The 20,677-nt window shown below is 42.7% G+C and carries 21 protein-coding genes; 13 read left to right on the forward strand and 8 right to left on the reverse strand.

Going from position 1 to position 20,677, the window contains the following annotated elements; all coding sequences use genetic code 11:
• Positions 1–41: 41 nt before the first annotated feature.
• Together L4C38_RS15350 and L4C38_RS15355 are read right to left on the reverse strand one after the other, a co-directional pair.
• Positions 42–935, reverse strand: coding sequence for a cation diffusion facilitator family transporter (locus L4C38_RS15350; RefSeq protein WP_428798436.1), 894 nt, complete (start codon positions 933–935; stop codon positions 42–44).
• Between the two features lie 184 nt (positions 936–1,119).
• The gene (locus tag L4C38_RS15355) at positions 1,120–1,998 is read right to left on the reverse strand and encodes a LysR family transcriptional regulator (protein WP_428798437.1); all 879 of its coding nucleotides are present in this window, start codon (positions 1,996–1,998) and stop codon (positions 1,120–1,122) included.
• Between the two features lie 136 nt (positions 1,999–2,134).
• On the opposite strand from L4C38_RS15355, the gene L4C38_RS15360 reads away from it, so the two are divergent.
• From L4C38_RS15360 to L4C38_RS15410, 11 genes are all read left to right on the forward strand, one after another.
• Positions 2,135–2,716: a class I SAM-dependent DNA methyltransferase gene (locus tag L4C38_RS15360; protein WP_428798438.1), complete on the forward strand. Its 582-nt coding sequence runs from the start codon at positions 2,135–2,137 to the stop codon at positions 2,714–2,716.
• A 411-nt stretch (positions 2,717–3,127) separates the two neighbouring features.
• Positions 3,128–3,922, forward strand: coding sequence for a phenylalanine 4-monooxygenase (gene phhA / locus L4C38_RS15365; RefSeq protein ID WP_428798439.1), 795 nt, complete (start codon positions 3,128–3,130; stop codon positions 3,920–3,922).
• Positions 3,912–4,244 (forward strand): 4a-hydroxytetrahydrobiopterin dehydratase, encoded by a 333-nt coding sequence (locus L4C38_RS15370; protein ID WP_428798440.1) that lies wholly within the window; start codon positions 3,912–3,914, stop codon positions 4,242–4,244. The genes phhA and L4C38_RS15370 overlap by 11 nt, the downstream gene beginning before the upstream one ends.
• A 91-nt stretch (positions 4,245–4,335) precedes the next feature.
• Entirely contained in the window at positions 4,336–4,998 is a 663-nt protein-coding gene (locus L4C38_RS15375; RefSeq protein ID WP_428798441.1) for a hypothetical protein, read from the forward strand.
• A gap of 127 nt (positions 4,999–5,125) precedes the next feature.
• Positions 5,126–5,803 carry a pyrimidine 5'-nucleotidase gene (yjjG, locus tag L4C38_RS15380; RefSeq protein ID WP_428798442.1) on the forward strand — a complete coding sequence of 226 codons (678 nt, stop codon included), beginning with the start codon at positions 5,126–5,128 and terminating at the stop codon, positions 5,801–5,803.
• A 255-nt stretch (positions 5,804–6,058) separates the two neighbouring features.
• A complete protein-coding gene (gene nirB, locus L4C38_RS15385; RefSeq protein ID WP_428798443.1) occupies positions 6,059–8,620 on the forward strand; it encodes a nitrite reductase large subunit NirB in 2,562 nt (853 codons plus the stop codon).
• A gap of 15 nt (positions 8,621–8,635) precedes the next feature.
• Positions 8,636–8,959 (forward strand): nitrite reductase small subunit NirD, encoded by a 324-nt coding sequence (gene nirD, locus L4C38_RS15390; protein WP_428798444.1) that lies wholly within the window; start codon positions 8,636–8,638, stop codon positions 8,957–8,959.
• Positions 8,960–9,070: 111 nt separating this feature from the next.
• Positions 9,071–9,919 carry a formate/nitrite transporter family protein gene (locus L4C38_RS15395; protein WP_428798445.1) on the forward strand — a complete coding sequence of 283 codons (849 nt, stop codon included), beginning with the start codon at positions 9,071–9,073 and terminating at the stop codon, positions 9,917–9,919.
• Positions 9,920–10,043: 124 nt separating this feature from the next.
• Positions 10,044–10,805, forward strand: a complete 762-nt coding sequence (cobA, locus tag L4C38_RS15400) for a uroporphyrinogen-III C-methyltransferase (RefSeq protein WP_428798446.1) — start codon at positions 10,044–10,046, stop codon at positions 10,803–10,805.
• 235 nt (positions 10,806–11,040) lie between these two features.
• Complete coding sequence (locus L4C38_RS15405; RefSeq protein WP_428798447.1) at positions 11,041–12,168, forward strand: HD-GYP domain-containing protein; 1,128 nt, start codon at positions 11,041–11,043, stop codon at positions 12,166–12,168.
• A 149-nt stretch (positions 12,169–12,317) separates the two neighbouring features.
• A complete protein-coding gene (locus L4C38_RS15410; protein WP_428798448.1) occupies positions 12,318–12,803 on the forward strand; it encodes a LabA-like NYN domain-containing protein in 486 nt (161 codons plus the stop codon).
• A 79-nt stretch (positions 12,804–12,882) separates the two neighbouring features.
• Here L4C38_RS15410 and L4C38_RS15415 read toward each other — a convergent pair whose 3' ends face one another.
• Positions 12,883–13,065: a DUF2986 domain-containing protein gene (locus tag L4C38_RS15415; protein WP_428798449.1), complete on the reverse strand. Its 183-nt coding sequence runs from the start codon at positions 13,063–13,065 to the stop codon at positions 12,883–12,885.
• A gap of 420 nt (positions 13,066–13,485) precedes the next feature.
• Here L4C38_RS15415 and L4C38_RS15420 point away from each other — a divergent pair, with 420 nt between their 5' ends.
• On the forward strand, positions 13,486–13,842 hold the full coding sequence (locus L4C38_RS15420) for a DUF3316 domain-containing protein (RefSeq protein ID WP_428798450.1): 357 nt from the start codon (positions 13,486–13,488) through the stop codon (positions 13,840–13,842).
• A gap of 117 nt (positions 13,843–13,959) precedes the next feature.
• Here the strand turns inward: L4C38_RS15420 and L4C38_RS15425 are convergent, their stop codons facing one another.
• Both L4C38_RS15425 and L4C38_RS15430 read right to left on the reverse strand, forming a co-directional pair.
• On the reverse strand, positions 13,960–15,438 hold the full coding sequence (locus tag L4C38_RS15425; protein WP_428798451.1) for a peptide MFS transporter: 1,479 nt from the start codon (positions 15,436–15,438) through the stop codon (positions 13,960–13,962).
• A gap of 263 nt (positions 15,439–15,701) precedes the next feature.
• Complete coding sequence (locus L4C38_RS15430) at positions 15,702–17,078, reverse strand: L-serine ammonia-lyase (RefSeq protein ID WP_428798452.1); 1,377 nt, start codon at positions 17,076–17,078, stop codon at positions 15,702–15,704.
• A 69-nt stretch (positions 17,079–17,147) separates the two neighbouring features.
• Between L4C38_RS15430 and L4C38_RS15435 the strand changes: the two genes are divergently transcribed.
• On the forward strand, positions 17,148–18,014 hold the full coding sequence (locus L4C38_RS15435; RefSeq protein WP_428798453.1) for a YdcF family protein: 867 nt from the start codon (positions 17,148–17,150) through the stop codon (positions 18,012–18,014).
• 22 nt (positions 18,015–18,036) lie between these two features.
• Here the strand turns inward: L4C38_RS15435 and L4C38_RS15440 are convergent, their stop codons facing one another.
• The 3 genes from L4C38_RS15440 to L4C38_RS15450 form a co-directional block, all read right to left on the reverse strand.
• A complete protein-coding gene (locus tag L4C38_RS15440; protein WP_428798454.1) occupies positions 18,037–18,300 on the reverse strand; it encodes a putative hemolysin in 264 nt (87 codons plus the stop codon).
• Between the two features lie 57 nt (positions 18,301–18,357).
• Positions 18,358–19,374 carry a GGDEF domain-containing protein gene (locus tag L4C38_RS15445; RefSeq protein ID WP_428798455.1) on the reverse strand — a complete coding sequence of 339 codons (1,017 nt, stop codon included), beginning with the start codon at positions 19,372–19,374 and terminating at the stop codon, positions 18,358–18,360.
• Positions 19,375–19,591: 217 nt separating this feature from the next.
• Positions 19,592–20,515 (reverse strand): chemotaxis protein, encoded by a 924-nt coding sequence (locus L4C38_RS15450; protein WP_428798456.1) that lies wholly within the window; start codon positions 20,513–20,515, stop codon positions 19,592–19,594.
• Positions 20,516–20,677 lie beyond the last annotated feature (162 nt).

The raw sequence follows: 20,677 nt of genomic DNA on the forward strand, positions 1-20,677 counted from the left end.
AAAAATGGCACGGATTTACGTGCCATTTAGTGGGGGGGAGATTAAATTGCGACATTCATGGTGAGTTGAAGCTCTAAGTTCAGTGAAGATAGCTTTTGCTTTAGCAGTCGACTCGCTTTTTCAACTTCAGCCAGTTCCAACTGCTTTGTTTCACAGTGGATATCGATATTCACCCACAGCTCTTGACCAACCTTAGCAACACCATTGAGCTCGATGGGCTGATTAAACTGTTTGCCTACCTCGGTTACTTCATGATCAACGGCATCGTGGATCTTTTTGTCTGGTTTCATCATTAGTAGCTCTCGAACCGCTTGAATGACCATTTCTGAAGGAACTTTAATAAAATAGAACGACATTAAGATCATCATCATTGGATCGGCATAAATACTGTAATGGGCAAAGGGTGTCAGGGTTAAACCATACGCTGTTATAAAGCCTAATGTTACGGCAACGCTGAGCAAAGTATCCATTTTCCACTGTTTGCTTTCAGCGGCGATAAGACCTGATGAAAACAATCTCGATTTTTTATTGATGTACCACCAACCGTAGCCACAACCAATTACATTAACCAAACCAAACAATGAGGCGATAGACGTATCGACCTCTCGACCTCCGCTGAACATGGCAGTCACAGCTGAGTACAAGGAATAGAGCACAATGGTAAGAATAACGCCGCCTTTAATCGCAATTACGATAGGTTCAATGGTCGCTTTACCAAATTGGAAGTGATCTTGAGAGGGGCGGCTGATGTAACGTGATGCGGCAAGTGACAATAAAGTTAACAGTAAGCTGACTAGTGAGTAAACACCATCAAAGATGATAACTAGTGAACCCATCCAAACGCCAACAACGAGTCCTCCAACAGCAAAGCCCGATGCTAAAAGGGCTGAGAAGGATAAAATTCGCTTTTCGTTTAAGCTGGTTTGGGCACACATGATTAAAAATCTCCTAAGAATTAACTCTATTCTTGAGAGTTCTAAGCATTTTTACAAACTACATATTCAGAAACACACACCGATTAAATGGTGTTTTAATTAAAAGCGTTAATTTTCATACTGTTAGCTTTGATATTTGCTGCCAATTTAATTGGCGCTGACTGATTTGTGTCCAAAAGATTGTTTAGAAATCAAATAAATACTCGTTCAACTTGTCAGCTAGCCAAGACATGGCAGGGTGTTCATGCATTCCTACCGGGGTAAACATGCAGTAATCTTCCTGAGTTAGACCATAGATATGTTTGATTACCGCAAGCTCTTGCTTACGCAAGTGATGTCTAATGAGTGGCTCGGGCAACACGCCCCAAGCATTCTCGTTGAGGATACAGTGAAGCATGTAGTCAAAACTTGAAAATCCAAAGTGGCGAAGGGAGAGCGGTTTTAACTCAGGGTTATCTTTCTCATTGAGGTAAACCATGGCGGCCTGCATTGAATTACGCAGATCGCTGTCAGTTACTCGTCGCATCTTGCTCAATGGGTTTGATGCTTCGCAAACGGACATCATGCGAATTTTACCCAATGGCTGGTACGTGACATGGGGATCATCGGTCCTTTCGTAATCAACGCCAAATGCGAAGTCTACTTGCCCAGTGACGACTAGGTTGGCTAGGTCACCAGATGACGCGAGGATAATATTAAATGATGTGGACGGGAAGTCGCTATTTAAACGCGGAGACAGAGTTTGCCAAAGTTCGTCAGGCAGCGAGTCATCACGTGCTATCCATACTTCAGCACTGAACTCTCCAGATGCTTGCAAACAAGTTTGCCGAATGCGTGATTCAGTTACTAATAAGTTTTGGCAATCACGATATATCGCTTTTCCTGCTTCGGATAGCACAAGTTGATTACCTGAACGAAGAAAAAGATCGACAGATAATTCTTTTTCTAATGCTTTAACCGACATGCTCAGTTTGGTACGGTTACAGGCGAGCTGGCGAGCTGCCTCTGAGACAGATCCAGTATCTGCGACAGTACAGAAAGCTTCAATTTGCGACAAGTTCATAAAGTTTTGCTGCGCTTTAGGACATAGTTGTATGGTAATGTAAATTATCTTAAATGTCTGTTTTCACGTGGCTAAGGGTAGAATATAATGACTGAGTTACATATCTTCGCTTCGAGAGCAGTTTAGGGAGAGCACAATGACGATCAATTGGGATGAACATGCTGACACATGGGATACTGATGAAGTGACATCTATCTATGCAGAGGAAGCATATTCTTCGCTAATTAAAACATTCAATATCAAAGGCAAGCACGTGCTCGACTTTGGCAGCGGTACTGGCTTGTTAAGTCAAAAAATGTCGCCAGAGGTTAAAGATATCGTCGCGTTAGATTTTTCTGAGGCAATGATTGAGCAATTGGACAATAAATCACTACCGAATGTAGAAGCGGTGGTCGATTCGCTCACTCGTGGTTTGGTTGCAATCCACCCTGCATTTCGTAACCAATTTGATTTGGTTGTTGCTTCTTCTGTTTGTGGTTTTTTACCTAATTACGCAGATGTCTCCGATATTGTGTATTCACTATTGGAAGACGGTGGTCATTTTATTCATTGGGATTGGCTAGCCGCTCACTCAGATGAAGAGATGGCGATGGAGCCTGCGCATGTAGAACGCGTTTTGACTGGGGTTGGGTTTAAGCACGTAGAAACATCAGTTCCTTTTGAGATAACGACGGAACAAGGTGTATTTAAAGTAATGATGGCAGTGGCTGTTAAATAAATACTCACTTAATACGATTAATACAAACAGGGCGCGTTAAGCGCCCTGTTTTCGTTTCAGTTCACGCCTAAGTCTATTTACCTTATACCCGTCATACTTGAAGTTACAGCGATGTTGTCTGTGTTCGTGCGCCCCAATCACATAATCCACCTATGCTCAGGGGGCTTTCTTACTTGCCGCCTACCTGCACCTTCAAGTTTCTTGGGTATAGTTACTAAAGTAGAAATCATTATGTAAAATATTCGTTACAAATTTGCTGCATTTATTGTTCGATTATTCTTTGCCTGTTGATGTAACACTCAATATGATTAAGGGAGTAGAGATAACCTGCTTAGTCGCTGATGTTGTCACGCAGAGCATTTTCTGAATTGCTCGTAGCCATTGCTCACCGACAAGGAAGGGAGGAGCGAGATGACGAAATACCATTCAAATCCAGTTGATAAGCAAGGAATGGTTGCATGGAGCAAGGAAGAAAATGCAATTTGGCATGATTTGGTTGAAAGGCAACAAAAACTGGTACAAACGCGCGCTTGCCACGAGTACTTAAATGGATTGAAGCTGCTTGATCTACCAATCGATCGCGTGCCACAGTTACCTGAAATAAATCAAGTTTTGCAACGAGAAACAGGGTGGCAAGTAGTACCAGTACCTGCCTTGATTAGTTTCGACCGTTTCTTTGAGCTATTGGCGAACAAATGTTTTCCGGTCGCTACTTTTCTAAGAAGTCGCGAGGAGTTTGATTATCTTCAAGAGCCAGACTTCTTCCATGAGGTCTTTGGTCATTGCGCTATGCTAACCAATCCAGAATTTGCTCATTTTACCCATACTTACGGAAAGTTAGGTTATACCGCACCTGCGAGGCAGAGAGCTTACTTAGCACGGTTGTATTGGTTTACTGTTGAGTTTGGTTTAGTCAAGCAAAACGAACAGCTAAAAATCTATGGAGGCGGGATCCTGTCTTCTCCGGGTGAAACGATTCATGCGTTAGAGGGGAATAAGCCACTACGTGAGCCGTTTACACTAAATCGAGTGCTACGCACCCCTTATCGAATCGATATTATGCAGCCGATTTACTATGTTCTTAAGGATATTGAGCAACTCTACCAGTTAAGCCACCTAGATTTAATCAAAGAGATAGACCAAGCTATTGAGTCAGGCTTGTTCCCCCCAATGTTTGTAGCAAAGGAAGCACAAAATGTTGAATGAATTAAGATGTGAAGCATGTACATCAGAGGCGCTGCCTTTAACTTATGATGAACAACAAGAATTGTTAGCAGCGGTTCAAGATTGGCAAGTCATCGAGCGAGAGGGAGTTCCTCAATTGGAGAAACAATTCAAGTTCCGTAACTTCCTCTCGGCTTGGTCGTTCGCTAACAAAGTGGCGGAATTAGCGGAGGAAGAGTTCCATCATCCTGCAATTCTATTAGAGTGGGGGAAGGTCACTGTTACGTGGTGGAGCCATTCAATCAAAGGATTACATAAGAATGATTTCATATGTGCGGCTAAGTGTGACTTAATAGAACCTTAACTTGGTTCCAACTTTTTCGTTTGCACTAAAGAAATCGCCATCTTGCCGATAAAATAGATTGAGACCCATAAGCAAGTTCTTGGATGCGTACATGAAAAAAATATTAATGGTCATATTGTTACTCGTCGGTATTGGTTTGGCGGGAGGTGGCTATTACATGTTTTATCTTAAACCAGAGCAGGACGCAGCAAAACTAGCTCTACAAAAACCAACACCACCAATCGAGCTTGGTCAATCTGAACCCACACCACTGCCGACTCCAATCGTTGAAAAAACAGATTACTACGTTAGTCCAGAGAAATTAGGTGTGCGAGAAATGCCGGACAAGAGTGCCTTTATCGAGTCGATATTGTATCGAGGAGATAAAGTGCACATACTCGAAAAACGTGATGGTTGGGGACGAATATCACCATATTACGTTTATAACGAGGGCGATCCGGAAGTTGCAGAGTGGATCCCGATGGAAGCGCTTTTAGAAGTACCGCCGACGATTACTAGAAAAGAGCGAATTAAAACCATCAGCAGTTATGTTGAAGACTCTGATGATTTCAAACTGCATTTTGATGTATTTATTCAAACAACAGATGACTTAATAGAAGAAGGTATTTGCCTTCCACCGGATTTTGAAGAGTTAAAAGGTTGGGTTAAGTCTGTGAAGTACGAACAAGATGTTTATTTTGTTTATTGCGGTGGTTTGAAACTGGCAAATAAGATTTATTTAAATGTGCAAACTGGAAAAATCTTCTACAAATAACAGTAACTAAATGAATAAAAAGGAGTTTACATTGTAAACTCCTTTTTTGTTTTCTAGCGAGTAAACGGTATAATGCGCACGCATTCTCAGCCAGTTTGGCTTTTCTCTTTTTTAAGGTAGGTAGAGCATGAAGTATGATTGGGTTCTGTTTGACGCAGACGAAACTCTATTTAGATTTGATGCATTTAAAGGTATGCAATTAATGTTTGAACGTATGGGAGTGGAATACACTCGTAACGATTTTGAACAGTATCAAAAGCTTAATAAGCCTTTATGGGTTGATTATCAAAATGGCACCATTACCGCTGACGACATCAAGCATATTCGCTTCAAAGGCTACGCAAAAAAATTCGATACTACAACGTCAGCTTTGAACTCTGCCTTTCTTGATGCGATGGCTGATATTTGCAGCATGATCCCACATGCTCGTGAGTTGCTGGATGCACTCAAAGGTAAAGCTAAGCTGGGTATCATCACCAATGGTTTTACGGAACTACAGCAAGTGCGTTTGGCAAAGATGGGCTTGAGTGAGATGTTCGAACACGTGATTATCTCTGAACAAGTCGGTGTTGCTAAACCGGATACTGGTATTTTTACTCACGCAATGGAACAAATGGGGCAACCGTGTAAAAGCAAAGTATTGATGGTGGGTGATAACCTCCACTCTGATGTATTGGGTGGCGTGAATTTTGGTATTGATACTTGTTGGCTAAACGCAACCAAGCAGCCTGACTGTCATGAAATAACTCCTAGTTACACAGTGAAGTGTTTATCTGAACTACAATCGATATTGCTCATTCAGTAGTACATTACATACTAATAGAGAAAGATGCTGATGAAGCATCTTTTTTTTTATACTTAACTAAGATTTGAAGTCATTTAATGACAAAATATGAAAATTAATAACGTTATGTCGCTCTAATTGTATTGCAAACTACCCTAAAGTGGTATCACTACCCCTTTAGGGTAGTTTGAATTGGTAATTGATTTACATCATGTATTAATTTTTCTTCATAATTAAGAATCCTGTTTAGATATGACTTTTAAACTGGAACGGATTATGAGCAAACTCAAGCTAGTGATCGTCGGTAATGGCATGGTTGGGCACCGCTATATCGAAGATTTGGTTGAGAAAACAGATATTTCGAATTGCGAAATATCTGTTTTCTGTGAAGAACCACGTGTCGCCTATGACCGTGTTCACCTTTCATCTTATTTCTCTCATCACACTGCTCAAGAACTCTCTTTAGTTAAGGAAGGGTTCTATGAGAAAAACGGTATTCAAGTTTTACTCGGTGAACGTGCAATTAATATTAACCGTCAAAACCGAATTGTTTATTCTTCATCGGGTCGTGAAATCCAATACGATAAATTGATCTTAGCGACTGGTTCATATCCATTTGTCCCGACAATTAAAGGCAGAGAAAGTAAAGATTGTTTCGTCTATCGAACCATCGAAGACCTGAAAGCGATTGAAGCTTGTGCAAAAAAGAGTAAATCAGGGGTTGTGATTGGTGGCGGTCTACTTGGATTGGAAGCGGCTGGCGCTTTAAAAGCCTTAGGTATGGAAACCAATGTGGTTGAGTTTGCACCTAAGTTAATGGCTGAACAACTCGATCTTGCAGGCGGTAACCAACTGCGGCAAAAAATTGAACGTATGGGGGTGAATGTCCACACCGGGAAAAATACGTTAGAGATCACAGCGGATGGTAAGTATGCACGCAATGTGATGCGTTTTGCTGATGGTACAGAGCTTGAAACTGACTTTATTGTTTTCTCCGCAGGTATTCGCCCACAAGACAAACTCGCTCGTCAAATGGGTCTTGAAATCGCGCCACGTGGTGGAATTGCAATCAATGACTACTGCCAAACGTCTGATGAGCATATTTATGCGATTGGTGAGTGTGCATCATGGAACGACGTGTTCTACGGGTTGGTCGCTCCAGGTTACAAAATGGCGACCGTGGCAGTTGATCACTTAGTTGGTAACAGCGAAAGCAAATTTGAAGGGGCAGACATGTCTGCCAAACTGAAATTGCTGGGTGTCAAAGTGGGTTCGATTGGTGATGCAAATGGTCGCACGCCAGGTTGTAAAAGTTACGTTTACCAAAACGAAGAGCAAGAAGTGTATAAACGCCTAATTGTTTCGGCAGACAACAAGAAGTTACTGGGTGCTGTAATGGTCGGTGATACCGCTGACTACGGTGATTTGCTTCAGCTCATGCTTAATGAAATGGATTTGCCTGAGCATCCAGACATGCTCATCCTTCCTGCTCATGCTGGTGCAGAAAAACCTACTTTAGGTGCTGATGCTCTGCCAGAAAGCGCAGTGATCTGTTCTTGTTTTGATGTGACGAAAGGTAAGATTGCACAAGCTGTAGTGGAAGGAAATCACACCCTCGCTGAGATAAAAGCAGTCACTGGCGCCGGTACGGGCTGTGGTGGCTGTATACCACTGGTTACTTCGGTGCTAAATGCAGAGCTGCTTAAATCAGGCATTGAAGTGAAAAATGAGGTTTGTGAGCACCTTGCCTATTCGCGCCAAGAGCTTTTCCATCTGATCCGTATTGAAGAGATTAAAACCTTTGACGAGCTGCTTGAAAAATATGGCAAAGGGTACGGCTGTGAAGTTTGTAAGCCGTTAGTCGGTTCAATTCTGGCTTCTTGCTGGGGTGAGCACATTCTTAAGCCGCAATTGGTTAAATTGCATGACACCAACGATAACTTCCTCGGCAACATTCAAAAAAATGGTACTTACTCAGTTATACCACGCATGGCAGGCGGGGAAGTGACACCTCAAGCATTAGGGGTGTTGGCGAAAGTCGCGGAAGAGTACAACCTATATACCAAAGTAACTGGAGCGCAGCGAATTGGTCTGTTTGGAGCTCACAAAGATGATCTCCCCCAGATTTGGCGTAAGTTAATTGATGCGGGTTTTGAAACGGGTCAAGCGTATGCCAAAGCGCTACGCATGGCGAAAACTTGCGTTGGCTCGACTTGGTGTCGTTACGGCGTACAAGATTCAGTAGGGTTGGGAGCACTGATTGAGAATCGCTACAAAGGCATTCGTACTCCGCACAAAATGAAGTTTGGTGTATCAGGCTGTACTCGTGAGTGTGCCGAAGCGCAAGGGAAAGACATTGGCATTATCGCAACGGATGCGGGTTGGAACTTGTACGTTTGTGGTAACGGAGGCATGAAACCACGCCATGCGGATTTATTTGCCAGCGACTTAGATCAAGAAACCCTACTCCAATATATTGACCGGTTCATGATGTTCTACATTCGTACTGCCGCGCCTCTGCAGCGGACCTCAGTATGGATGGAAAATATGGAAGGTGGTGTGGAATACCTTCGTGAAGTGATCGCTAGTGACAAGCTCGGCATCAATGCGCAGTTGGAACTTGATGTCGCTAAGCTGATGGAAGAGTTTGAGTGTGAGTGGACTGCCACCATTAACGATGAGTCCCAACTAAACCGCTTTGCTCACTTTATTAACGCAGACAAGCGTGATGAGAATGTTGTATTTGTGCCAGAGCGTGAACAACATCGCCCGGCAAGGTTCACGGAGAAATTCCCGGAAGCAAAAGGCGACATTTTTCACGTGGCACTTGCAGATTAAAAGGGGGGAATAATTATGTCATTTGAGAAAATCTGTCAAATCAGCGATATCGTGCCGGGTACGGGTGTATGCGCACTAGTGAGCGATCAGCAAGTCGCGATCTTTCGTCCGTCTGAAGCGGAAGAAGTGTTCGCTATTAGCAACACCGATCCTTTCTTTCAATCGAATGTCTTATCGCGTGGTCTGATTTGTCAGCACCAAGGCGAGCTTTGGGTGGCAAGCCCGTTAAAGAAACAACGTTTTAATTTAACCACTGGTGCATGTATGGAAGATTCGCGGTTCAGTGTGAAACCTTATCAAGCTCGTGTGACCTCTGGTGTGGTCGAAGTTGCAGGGTAAGTAACAGAGATTCAATAGCTTAAAGGCTTCTACCCTCGAGAAATATGGAGAGGTTGGGAGTCTTTCACTATTTGATTTCAACTTTTATGTTTAATTTTTTGGAGAGACATGATGTCTTATTTAAAACCAGCGGAATTCGTACAAACCATGATTGATACGGGCGAAGCGAAAGTGCGCACCTCAACGCGTGATTTGATCTTACGCGGGATCATGGCGGGTATTATTTTGTCATTAGCGGTTGTGGTAGCGATTACCACCATTACTCAAACTGGGATTGGTATTGTTGGTGCGTTGGTATTCCCCGTTGGATTTTGCATATTAAGTCTAATGGGGTACGACTTAGTGACTGGTGTGTTTGGTTTAGCACCTTTAGCTAAGTTCGATAACCGCCCGGGAATTACATGGGGTCGCATACTGCGCTGTTGGGGGTTAGTTGGTTTAGGTAATTTGATTGGGTCACTTTTGGTAGCTGCGCTTATTGCGTTATCACTAACCATGAACTTTAGCGTTGACCCTAATGCTGTGGGGCAAAAGTTTATTGCAGTGGCTACTGCTCGTACTGTTGGTTTTGAAAACCTAGGTTTTGATGGCTGGATCACCTGTTTTGTACGCGGCATCCTATGTAATTTGATGGTCTGTCTTGGTGTTATCGGCAATATGTCTGCCCGTACAGTAGCAGGAAAAATTGCCGCAATGTGGCTACCTATTTTCATTTTCTTTGCTTTGGTATTTGAGCATGCAGTAGTAAATATGTTCTTGTTCCCATTAGGCATGATGCTAGGTGCTGACTTTGGCATTGCGACTTGGTTGAACTACAATCTGATTCCCACTATTTTAGGCAATATTGTTGGTGGTCTACTGTTCACTTGTGTGCCGTTATACCTGACTCACGCAAAAACAGCACCAACGGTTGACGTTGAAGGACAAGTAAACGCAGTACCCGCGTTTATATCCAAGTAACCTCACAAACTCGCCCCACGCATTGGTGTGGGGTGAAACTCTTCAAATAGCTTTGCTATAACAAGTGTTAGTTTACTTAGACTGACACTTGTTATATCTAAAATATTTATTATCGGGCACGACTATGACCAACAATCTAACGTCTTTGAATCGCGGTTTTGTTTCTCTTGTGGGAGCTGGTCCCGGAGATGCAGAGCTGCTAACAGTTAAGGGTTACCGAGTTATTGGGCAAGCGGATGTGGTGGTTTATGACCGCTTGGTCTCTGCTGAGATACTAGCGCTCGCGAACGACAAAGCTGAAATGATCTATGTGGGTAAGAAGTTAGATTTCCACTGCGTTCCACAACAGCAGATCAATCAACTATTGGTCGATAAAGCCCTAGAAGGTAAACGAGTTGTGCGGCTAAAAGGTGGTGATTCGTTTATTTTTGGTCGTGGCGGTGAAGAGCTCGAAATATTAGCCGAACACAATATTCGTTTTGAAGTGGTTCCTGGAATTACTGCAGCGGTAGGCGCTACAGCCTACGCGGGTATTCCACTCACTCACAGAGAGCATGCTCAAGCAGTTCAGTTTATTACAGGTCATGTGCAAAAAGATGGTCAAGAAATCGATTGGCATGCGGTGGCGCAATCAAACGCTACCTTGGTGTTTTACATGGGCTTAAAGCAAAGTGGTTACATTGCCGATAAGTTACTGACACATGGATTATCACAAGATATGCCTTGTGCAATTATTGAGAACGGTACACGTCGCGAGCAGAAAGTTCATCGAGGTGATTTGGTCGATTTAGCCATTTTAGCCAAACAAGCTCAAAGTCCAGCTTTGATCGTGGTAGGTAGCGTCACCACGCTACATGAAAAACTCGATTGGTTCGAGTCGTGTTAAATACTTGATCGATTAGCGCTCATAATGGGGCAATCTATTTGATTGCGATCACGAGATGAGTGAAAGTTGACCGTTTCTACTGGCTGAAACCAGCGGTTGTTTTGTATGTTTGTTATAGACGTCAAATGGCGCTCGTATGTGAAAGAATTCGATTAGCGAATGGAATAATACAGTTTTCTCACCGAGAGTGCTTTCTTGCTCAATGTACCTAGTGGGCTAGGTGCAGGAGGATAAGATGAACAACCACTATTTTCAAACTGCAAAACCGCTCAATCAACAGTTACAGCAATTGATGCAAAGGATGCATGTGTATGCGCCTGCAATTGCGCGAGTTTCTTATGCGAAGTATAACCGCAATACGGACACGCTCGTTACGTACGCGGACAGTGAATTCCAGCTTTGGAGTGAACTACACCATGAAAAACGCTTGAGTAAACTAAACCATTTAAAACGTGCGGCAGCCATGGGGATCCCTCGAGTTATCGATGATCTGGCTTACATGTCTCATTGTGAGCGCGTTGGGTTTCTTTTGGATAAAGGTTATCGTTCGTCTGCGGCAATCCCTTGTTTTCAAAATCATCGTTTTTCTGGCTTTGTATTTCTCAACGCCTATGAACCCGATATATTTAGTAATAAATCATTGTTACCCTTGATGCCTTACATTGAAATGCTGCAATTCTCGGTGGAGTCACATAGCCAAGTGGTGAAGACTATTGTTGATTTTGCCGATCGGTTGAGAACGGGCAGCACACTGTTCAGTCGAGATTCTTATTATCATGGTCGTCGTATGCGCGCGTACACCAAAGTCATTGCGGAATATGTCGCTGAGCATTACAGGCTTGATGACGAGCAAGTAGAGGCAATTGCCTCATTTGCTCAAATCCATGATATCGGTAAAACCCAACTGCCAGAAAGCATGATGTACGGTTCAAAGCAATTTGGTTCACAGGAACTCATGTCTGCCAGATCTCATATTGATAACGGTATAAAAATGATGGACGAGATCGTCTCTTCAGTTGGCAATCCGAATCATCCTAGCATTACTGTACTCAACCAAATCATGCGTTTTCAATATGAGTATTTGGATGGCAGTGGTCACCCGTACGGCTTTCAGAAAGACGAGGTGCCTTTGGCTGCTCGTATTGTGGCTGTTGCGAATATCTTTGATTCCATGACCACACATAAGAGTTATCGTCAGGCTTGCTCCGTTACGTCAGCATTGTTGGAGTTAGAAAAGATGGTTTTGTCGGGGAAAATAGACGCACAATGTGTCGATGCCTTACGCAGTCGTCAAAATTACCTAAAGAAAGTGATACATAAATACCCGGAACCAGAGCGTTGGGGGAGTACCGGTGATGATTGATAGCTTAGGGTTTGTCGTGCTGGATTCTGTTTTTGGTACCTCGGCACCATTACTGTAAGGGTAAAGAGCTTAATTCAGCCGTTGGACAAAGTGCGTTCGTTCTATAAGGCTGTTACTATGGAACCGAATTAGCTAAGAGAATTTTATCCATGGAAAAAGTGGCGATTTTTGTAGATGTTCAGAACATTTACTACACGACGAAACAAAGCTATCAAGCAAATTTTGATTACAACAAGTTCTGGGCAAAGGTAAGCCAGGAGTTTGATATTGTTTTAGCTAACGCTTATGCGATTGCTTCCCAAGATCCTAAGCAGCGTCAGTTTCATCACATTTTGCGTGGTATAGGCTTTAAAGTTTGTTTAAAGCCTTTGATTCAACGCCGTGATGGCAGTGCCAAAGGGGATTGGGATGTCGGTATTGCACTTGATGTGTTTGAAACAGCTTCGAGTGTAGATAGGGTGATTCTTCTTTCCGGCGATGGGGATTTTGAGGTGCTGGTAGAAAGAATTCAGCAACGATTTAACACCAAAGTTGAGGTTTATTCGGTACCTGAGCTCACCGCGCAGAATTTAATTGAAGTGTGTGACCATTATACGCCTATCGATCATCAATTATTACTCACTCGATGGTCTTGATTTGACTCGTGCTCGTTTAATGAGAGCGATGCTCGTCAGTGATTTTGCTGTAAGCCTCAGTTGAGGCTTACATAAAAATTTAGTCTGCGGTTTGAGCTTCTTGCTCAGTTTGTTCATTAACCGCATTTTCTTGTTGCTCTAATTCCATTTTGGCGCGCTCGGCCTTTGAAATGTAACGTGGCTTATTACTGCCGTGTAGTTTGGCGTTCATTTTTTTCTGCTTAGTTTTTAAAATTTGGTTAATGCGCTTTTTACGGTTCATGTGAACACCCTAGTTTTGTTGGGCGCGGATCATAGCAGGAAATGGATTCAATTGCATGAGTTGTCTATCTCTGGCTAGAATTGGTTTTTTTGATGGCTGTAGATTCAATCTGACGTTATTTTTTAAGAAGATTTAATGTGATCTATATAACAATCTACTCTAAAGCGTAAGTTCATAGCGCGATCATCGTTTGCTTCACGAATTAAAATAACCATTAGAAATCATCTTGTTTGCATGGTATGCAGAAAACAGGCCAATTTAGCACACAATTCACGAAATACTTTGTAGCATATCTAACGTCAAAAAAATCGATGAACACGTGCAATTAATTCTAAGTTGAATAGGTCTCCTTTAACGTACTATTTAGGTACTCGGGCAGCAGTGAGAGAGTCCGACTTTTGGTAAGTAAAGGAGATAATTATGATTAAATTAGCCAGTGTAGCCAGCGTATTGCTATTCAGCTCTATCGCGATGGCAGGGTTAAGCGGTCCCTATGCAACAGTAATGAAAAGCAGCTCTATGACAGGTCATACATACGACTCTAAAGCAGCTGCATTAGAAGTTGGTAAAGCGATGATCGTGGATGTAAATCGTATGGGTTCGGTTGAGTTAAGTCGTAATGTATTTTGGAATACTAACGATCAAGTAGATATTAACTCTTTTGAATTGCTCAATTCACAAGTTCAAATTGAAGAAATTGTCACTAGCCAAGGGGCAATTGCGTATCAACCAGTGATTAAAGTGAGTTATGAATATCGCGCAAGAGAGCGTGACTAATTCTGTATTCGCTAGCACCGAATGTTTAGATAAGGTTTAGTAAGGTTTTGCGTGTATATTTTGAATGCCCTTACGGACAAATAAAAAAAGCCCCAGACGATGTCTGGGGCTTTTTCGTTATGCGGTTGTGTCCGCCTCGACTAGTTCTTGCTCATGGCTATCAGCACGTTCTAACATCTTGCGAATGATGAAAGAAGAGGCAAAAGCAATCACGACCATTACTACTGCGAGGATGGTTAGCATCTGGAAGTAATCGCCGTAGACAGTTTGCACCACTTCTTGAGTGATCTCTTGCCCTTTCTCTAGTGCGATGGACGTTGAGAAAACGGCACCAATAATGCCACTCAGAGCCATAGCGATATAAAACAACGAAACAGAGAAGTTCTCGATACGTTTTGGCGCAACAGAAAGAATAAACGCCACAACTAAGCTACCCACAATAACTTCCGCGAAGGCTTGGAAGAAGTGAATAACAAAGAAGGTCTCAGGACGGATCAAGACATCTTCACCTACGTTCATTACCGCCATGGTTAAAATACCAAACGCGATTGCAGTAAAAATGAATGCGATACCAATCTTACTTGCTGTCGAGAACGCAATGCCTCGCTTCTCTAATGAAGAGAAAGTGTAAGAAATCACAGGGCCTGCGACAATACACCACAATGGGTTCATCGCCATTGATCCTTCTGGTGCAATTGGAATGAATCCAAACAAGTCACCACGCATTGTGTTGATGGTTACCATCGTCATAGATGTCATCATTTGTCCGTAGTAGACAAAGAAGCAAGTGGTTAACACTGTCATGATCAAGATGGTACCCATTTTCAGTGCGTTAGACTTACTGGTTTTAAACATCAAAGATATGAAGTACAGGATCGCTGCACCACCAATGCCGTATACGATATTTTGGCCGATATCCATGTTTGAAAACATGAAGAATACTAAGCCAACCATAGCGACTGAAAGCGTAATGAAGGCGCCCCAGTTGGCGATACTTACTGGCTTTTGGTCGAGCTGTGCGGCGACACCAACAAGTGGTTTTTTGAAAAATATAAGTGTAATTAGTGCTAACGTTGCCAGGACAGCAGAAAGAGAGAAGCTGCCATGGAAGCCTATCACTAAAACAAACATTGGGAATAGGTATTGGCCTAACAGTGCACCAATATTGTTCACAGAATAGTTAACAGGGTAGCCATTCTCGAAGTCTTCTTGAGAAGCAAAGGTGCGTTTATATAGGCTAGGGTATGATGGTGACATCAAACCGCGCCCATAACTTGCCAGTGCGAGACCAACCAAACTCATTGGAACGTTGGTTGTTGAAGAGCCCAGAACAAGCAGCACGTAGCCAATAATAAATGTGGCATATGCAATGGTTAATGAGCGGTAAGCACCTAAGAATTTGTCAGCAATAAAGCCGCCCGCAATGGCAAAAAGCGGACCAATTGAAGAGAAAGCCCCTACAACCATCATAGTGTCTGCTTCGCTATAGCCTAGATCCTCTAGGAAGAAGCGAGTCAAGATTATCATGACACCGTAGAAAGATAAGCCAAACATCATTTGGCAGAACATCATCGACTTGTTAAGCCTATTCCACATAGTTTTCTCTTGTGATTTGGTTCAAAGAAACAGAAAGGCGGACGATTATGTCAGAAAAAAAAATTGATGCACGAAGTTTCCCCACAATCCGGCAGGAGATTCTTCTGAATTGACAGGCAAACGTTTGCTGCGGGGAGGGCTAAAGGAAAAGATGCCAGACGTCTTGAATAGCAAGACGTTGTAAAGCGTAGGTTCTAAAAGTAAAGGATGGAAAGATCCATTGTGGTTCTAATTAATGAAAATTAAGCTCGTGGCTCACAAAGCTATTCACAAGGTGGTGCAAGATGAATTAGTGCTAGTCCTCCCAGCGATGTTTCTCGATATTTTCGGTTCATATCCTTGCCGGTTAAATACATGGTTTCAATGACTTTATCCAATGAAATTATTGATTTACTGGTTCTTTTAAGCGCCATTCTTGAAGCGTTTATCGCTTTAATTGCACCCATAGCATTTCGCTCAATACAGGGTACTTGAACTAGCCCGCCAATAGGGTCGCAGGTCATACCGAGTGAATGCTCCATCGCGATCTCTGCGGCTATGCATATTTGTTCATTGCTTCCGCCGCGCAATGAGGTTAACCCTGCTGCGGCCATCGATGAAGAGACACCAATTTCTCCTTGGCAACCCACTTCAGCGCCCGAAATGGAGGCGTTCATTTTGTACAAAATTCCAATAGCCCCCGCGACTGCGATGAAATCTTTCAACTGCTTAGTATCAAGCTGGCAAATAAATTGGTGGTAATACATCAAAACCGCAGGGATCACACCCGCCGCGCCATTGGTTGGCGAGGTAACCACCTGACCACCCGACGCGTTTTCTTCGCTTATCGCAAAAGCGAATAGATTAACCCAATCCATAACTGCCATTGGGTCTGTTTCTAGTTCATTGTTGGATTCAAGTTTTTTCTGCAAATTGGGTGCGCGGCGAGTAACATTCAAACCACCTTCTAGGATGCCCTCAGTGTCAAAGCCCCTCTGCATACAGAGTTGCATTACTTTCCAGATTTTATCGGTCTGCTGATCAATTTCACTCATCGATTGAAAGCAAATCTCATTACGTAGCACCAAGCCCGCGAGACTTAGCCCAGATTTATCGGCATCATCGAGTAGTTGCTCTGCACTGGAAAATGGAAATGGAACCTCGATTGAATCTTCGGATTTTCCATGCAGCAATTGTTGTTCTGTTGCGATGAAGCCCCCACCGATAGAGTAGTAGGTTTGTTCTAAAATTGGCTGCTCGTTGGCATCATAAGCGACGATAGACATGCCATTTTCATGCAATGGTAAATTAGTCTCGTGGAAAACAATATCGGTTTCATAGTTAAACGAAATTGAGTGGTGATCAGAAAGGCTCAGACAGTTTTGCTCAATAGCGTTATTCAAGGTCTCTTTGGCACTGCTTATTTTGATGGTATCTGGACGATTGCCAAGTAGACCGAGAATGGCAGCTCGATCAGTGTGGTGCCCTTTTCCTGTCAGTGACAATGAGCCATAGAGATTTACCTGAAGGCGTGCGACTTGATCAAGGATTTGGCTCTGAGACATTTCTTGAGAAAAATCAAAGCCAGCGAGCATAGGACCATTAGTATGAGAGCTGGAAGGTCCAACACCTATCTTAAAAATATCGAATATCGACAGCATCACGGTATCCTTGTGTCATAAACAAACAATCTCTTGTTAAACTATAGCTATAGTGAGGAACTTTGGGCAGTGACAGTAGATTTATTGATGAATAAAACAATAGGGAATGTGACTGAAGTCGTTGTTGTTCTGGGAAAGCGTTTGGTTAATAGTCATCTAACGGAGGAAGGTAGGTCAAGGATTGAAGTATTAGCTAAAGTATTACCTTCACTTGCTACCAGAAATCGAGTGATGATTTTTTGCGGAGGTAAGCTAGAAAATCAATATATATCTGAAGCTCAAGCGATGGTTGATTATCTAGATGAGCAATTCCTAGAAGATGCTGAATGTCTTATCGACAGTCAGATCTTGATCGAAGATCAATCGACTACGAGTGTGGAAAATTTCTCCAATGCTTGTTCTGAACTGATAAAAAGCAAATTGTGTGTGACTGATATTCCGGTCAATGTGAGATTAGTTTCCAATGAGTATCATATTGAACGCATCATCAAAATAGAACAATTGATGCCTGAGCAAGGTTTGCTAAATGGCTTAAAGAAAAACGCAGAAAAAGTTGGATTGATACTCAATGTATCACTCGATATTACGCAGCACATTACGGCAGCATATCCACACAAAACTCTGTGTGGTGAAGCATTTTTATTGGTTGATCAACTCACAATTTATCGGGTGTATTTAGAAGGAGTGGCGGGGGATGTATTCCGAAGATCTCTGAGTGAGGTAAGAGAGCAACCATACATGATTTCAGTGGTTGCTCTCGAGCAGTTACTTACAATGGAAATTGCACTGCAACACCTCAATACATTGCTTAGGCTGAGAGCTATTATCGAGCAAACCCCAGCCAGCATTTCGGTTCATCGGCTTATACCTTTGCTCGCTGAATTTAACCAACTGCTACTCGTACTAAATAGAGGCATCGACCCAGAAGGGGCTTAAGTCATGTTACTGCGAATTGTGCCTACTTTTTTTGATGGTTTTGGCGATAAAATTGCCATTGCTCGATACGCTCTCCATCCGGTAGCACACAGAAAGTGATGCGTTGAGAATCTTGCGACACGGTTTCCAATTTGCCATCTTGTTGGACGCAATAGACAGCGGCAGGATTTGACGCCATTTGATACTCGCTTTTTTTATAGGGGGAATCATCAGAGGCACAACCGACGAGTGTTGACCCAACAAGTACAGAGAGTGTGCCAGCAAATGTCATTGGTAATTTTGTCATTATCTATCTCCAGCAATACTTTACGGCTAAAGAATAGACGAGTTTTCAAAACACTGCTTAAATTGGCATCACTCGGTTACGTCCCAGTTGTTTTGCTTCATACAATAGTTGATCTGTGCGTTCAATAACGGACTCTGCGCTTTCACCTTCTTCACGTTCTGTCACACCAAATGAAGCGGTAATATTGCCAACTTGCTTACCACTTCGACGATCTTTGATTGAAAGCTTTTCTATTGCACGTCGCAGGCTTTCAGCGAATTGACGCGCTACTCGTAGGTTACGGTTTGGCACCACGAGCGCAAATTCTTCGCCACCAAAGCGATAAGCGGTGATGCCATCTCGGCAACTGCTTTGTAGGCGTCTGGCAAGTCCACGAATGACAGAGTCTCCGAAAAGATGCCCGTAGTTGTCGTTGTAATTTTTGAAATGGTCAATATCTGCGAGAATCAAGCAGAAATTTTGTTCACTTTGACAAAGAGTATGAATGTCGTTATCAAATGAACGACGATTGTATAAGCCAGATAATCCGTCAAACAATGCCTCACGTTGAACTTCAGCTAATTGATTTTTTAAACGGCTTATTTCACTGCTAGCGGTAGAGAGTTGGCTAGAAAGAAAGCTAGTGGAATGGCGAATATCGCGAGATTCAGAGACAAGTTGACGAATTACTGCCATCACTTCATCAAGTGACATGCTTTCATCTTCAACTCTTTCTAAGTTCTTAAAGCTTTTGTCGATCATCTCAGAAAATTGTGACGTATCACTGAGTGTGTCACTCATTGAACTAGCGACTTCAGTTACTAGAATTTCAATGTTTGCGCGCAGATCACTTAGCTTGGTTTCAGTTTGTGAGGCAACGTATTTATGATAGAGCTGATCGCCAGTGGTTGGAGGGCAAATACCATAACTTTCAATCACGCCTTCAAGTTCATGATTGAGGTTTGGAATAGAATTGTCGACATACGTGTACCATAGCGCATAGTTGGCTGGTGTCGCAGCGACATGATTCTTCATCATTAAAGGGACCGCTTTTTTCAAGTTAGCGGTCGACTTTTTAAAAACGTCTTCTGTCATTTTACTGTGTCAATCTTTATAAATGCAGGTATGAAGTCATGGCATCAGTAAATCTGCATGGGTTAAGTAAACTTGGTATTTGTTATTGTGGCTAACACCGAGGCTAGAACTAGTGAACTAACAGTAAACAATCACAATGACTAGGTACAGAGGAGACTCATCCAACATGCCTATATTTGTGATTGAAACCGCTGTTACATACGCTCATAGTTGCAAACTAGTCATTCATGACTTCTTTTTCTTTGGCAATTTTGTCCGCTCCGCGCAGCATTGCTTTGATGAGATCACCGGCGTTGAATTTTTCTAAAGCCTCATGCGCACCTACTTGATTTGCTCGATTGACACAAATCTCACTCGATAAAGATGTGTGCAGAATGATATAAGCATGACGAAGTTCAGGATCACTTTGAGTTTCAAAAGCGAGTTCATAACCATCTAACCCCGGCATTTCGATATCACTAACTAACAAGTCGATTCCTTTACCTTGTGAGGCGCCTTCACGCATACAATCAAGGGCTTCATCGCCATTGGTGCAGATTTGGTAAGGAATGTTGATACTATCAAGTGCATTCGCTAGCTGCCTGCGGGCAATAGTTGAATCATCGACTAAAAGGATATTGAGCGCTTTTAGCCTTTCCCTTTGGACATCGGTTAAAATAGGAATACGTGCAGATTCCGATAATGGATATATTTTTGATAGTAATAGCTCAACATCGAGCATTTGTACTATTTGCTCGTCGTAGCGAGTAATACCGGTGACAAAGACATTGCTTCCCGCCGTTGTAGGGGACGGCTCTATATTTCGCCAATCACAGTCAATGATTTTCTCGATACTGCGAACCATAAAGGCCACCACGGTGCGCAAGCAATCTGTAACGATTAGAAAGCAGGAGGAGTATTCTTCCGGTTGTATCGGGCGAAAGCCTATCGCCGCTGGCATATCGATCACGGGAACATTGAAATCTCGTATCGTTACTGTACCAACAACATGATGGTGCGAATATGGGATTTGGGTCATAGGCAAGTAGGGTACTATTTCACGAACCTTCAATGTTCCTATCGCAAATAATTGCTGATTTGTCGTTAGGTTAAACATCAACATACCTTGTGACTGGTTCGCTTTACTTTTTACTGCCATCAATCTTTCCCAAATTTGATACTTGTAGTCACATGTTAGTGCAAATACTTGATTTTTCGTTGAAATAGATCAGAGATTGGCTAATCAGTGTAATTTCGATCTGATAATGGTGAAAAGGTATGATGAAGATCGCAGAAATGTTGGTTACAATCGTCACCATTAAGA

This window comes from Vibrio kasasachensis (genome assembly GCF_050337565.1).
In the GTDB taxonomy this organism is placed as follows: Bacteria; Pseudomonadota; Gammaproteobacteria; order Enterobacterales; family Vibrionaceae; genus Vibrio; species Vibrio kasasachensis.

Coding starts and splice junctions, on each gene's coding strand:
- nirD (WP_428798444.1), top strand. CDS start 8,636: ATGTCATTTGAGAAAATCTGTCAAATCAGCGATATCGTGCCGGGTACG.
- L4C38_RS15375 (WP_428798441.1), top strand. CDS start 4,336: ATGAAAAAAATATTAATGGTCATATTGTTACTCGTCGGTATTGGTTTG.
- L4C38_RS15415 (WP_428798449.1), bottom strand. CDS start 13,065: ATGAACCGTAAAAAGCGCATTAACCAAATTTTAAAAACTAAGCAGAAA.
- L4C38_RS15350 (WP_428798436.1), bottom strand. CDS start 935: ATGTGTGCCCAAACCAGCTTAAACGAAAAGCGAATTTTATCCTTCTCA.
- cobA (WP_428798446.1), top strand. CDS start 10,044: ATGACCAACAATCTAACGTCTTTGAATCGCGGTTTTGTTTCTCTTGTG.
- L4C38_RS15445 (WP_428798455.1), bottom strand. CDS start 19,374: ATGACAGAAGACGTTTTTAAAAAGTCGACCGCTAACTTGAAAAAAGCG.
- L4C38_RS15370 (WP_428798440.1), top strand. CDS start 3,912: ATGTTGAATGAATTAAGATGTGAAGCATGTACATCAGAGGCGCTGCCT.
- L4C38_RS15425 (WP_428798451.1), bottom strand. CDS start 15,438: ATGTGGAATAGGCTTAACAAGTCGATGATGTTCTGCCAAATGATGTTT.
- L4C38_RS15360 (WP_428798438.1), top strand. CDS start 2,135: ATGACGATCAATTGGGATGAACATGCTGACACATGGGATACTGATGAA.
- yjjG (WP_428798442.1), top strand. CDS start 5,126: ATGAAGTATGATTGGGTTCTGTTTGACGCAGACGAAACTCTATTTAGA.
- L4C38_RS15355 (WP_428798437.1), bottom strand. CDS start 1,998: ATGAACTTGTCGCAAATTGAAGCTTTCTGTACTGTCGCAGATACTGGA.
- L4C38_RS15430 (WP_428798452.1), bottom strand. CDS start 17,078: ATGCTGTCGATATTCGATATTTTTAAGATAGGTGTTGGACCTTCCAGC.
- L4C38_RS15395 (WP_428798445.1), top strand. CDS start 9,071: ATGTCTTATTTAAAACCAGCGGAATTCGTACAAACCATGATTGATACG.
- L4C38_RS15420 (WP_428798450.1), top strand. CDS start 13,486: ATGATTAAATTAGCCAGTGTAGCCAGCGTATTGCTATTCAGCTCTATC.
- nirB (WP_428798443.1), top strand. CDS start 6,059: ATGAGCAAACTCAAGCTAGTGATCGTCGGTAATGGCATGGTTGGGCAC.
- L4C38_RS15440 (WP_428798454.1), bottom strand. CDS start 18,300: ATGACAAAATTACCAATGACATTTGCTGGCACACTCTCTGTACTTGTT.
- phhA (WP_428798439.1), top strand. CDS start 3,128: ATGACGAAATACCATTCAAATCCAGTTGATAAGCAAGGAATGGTTGCA.
- L4C38_RS15405 (WP_428798447.1), top strand. CDS start 11,041: ATGAACAACCACTATTTTCAAACTGCAAAACCGCTCAATCAACAGTTA.
- L4C38_RS15410 (WP_428798448.1), top strand. CDS start 12,318: ATGGAAAAAGTGGCGATTTTTGTAGATGTTCAGAACATTTACTACACG.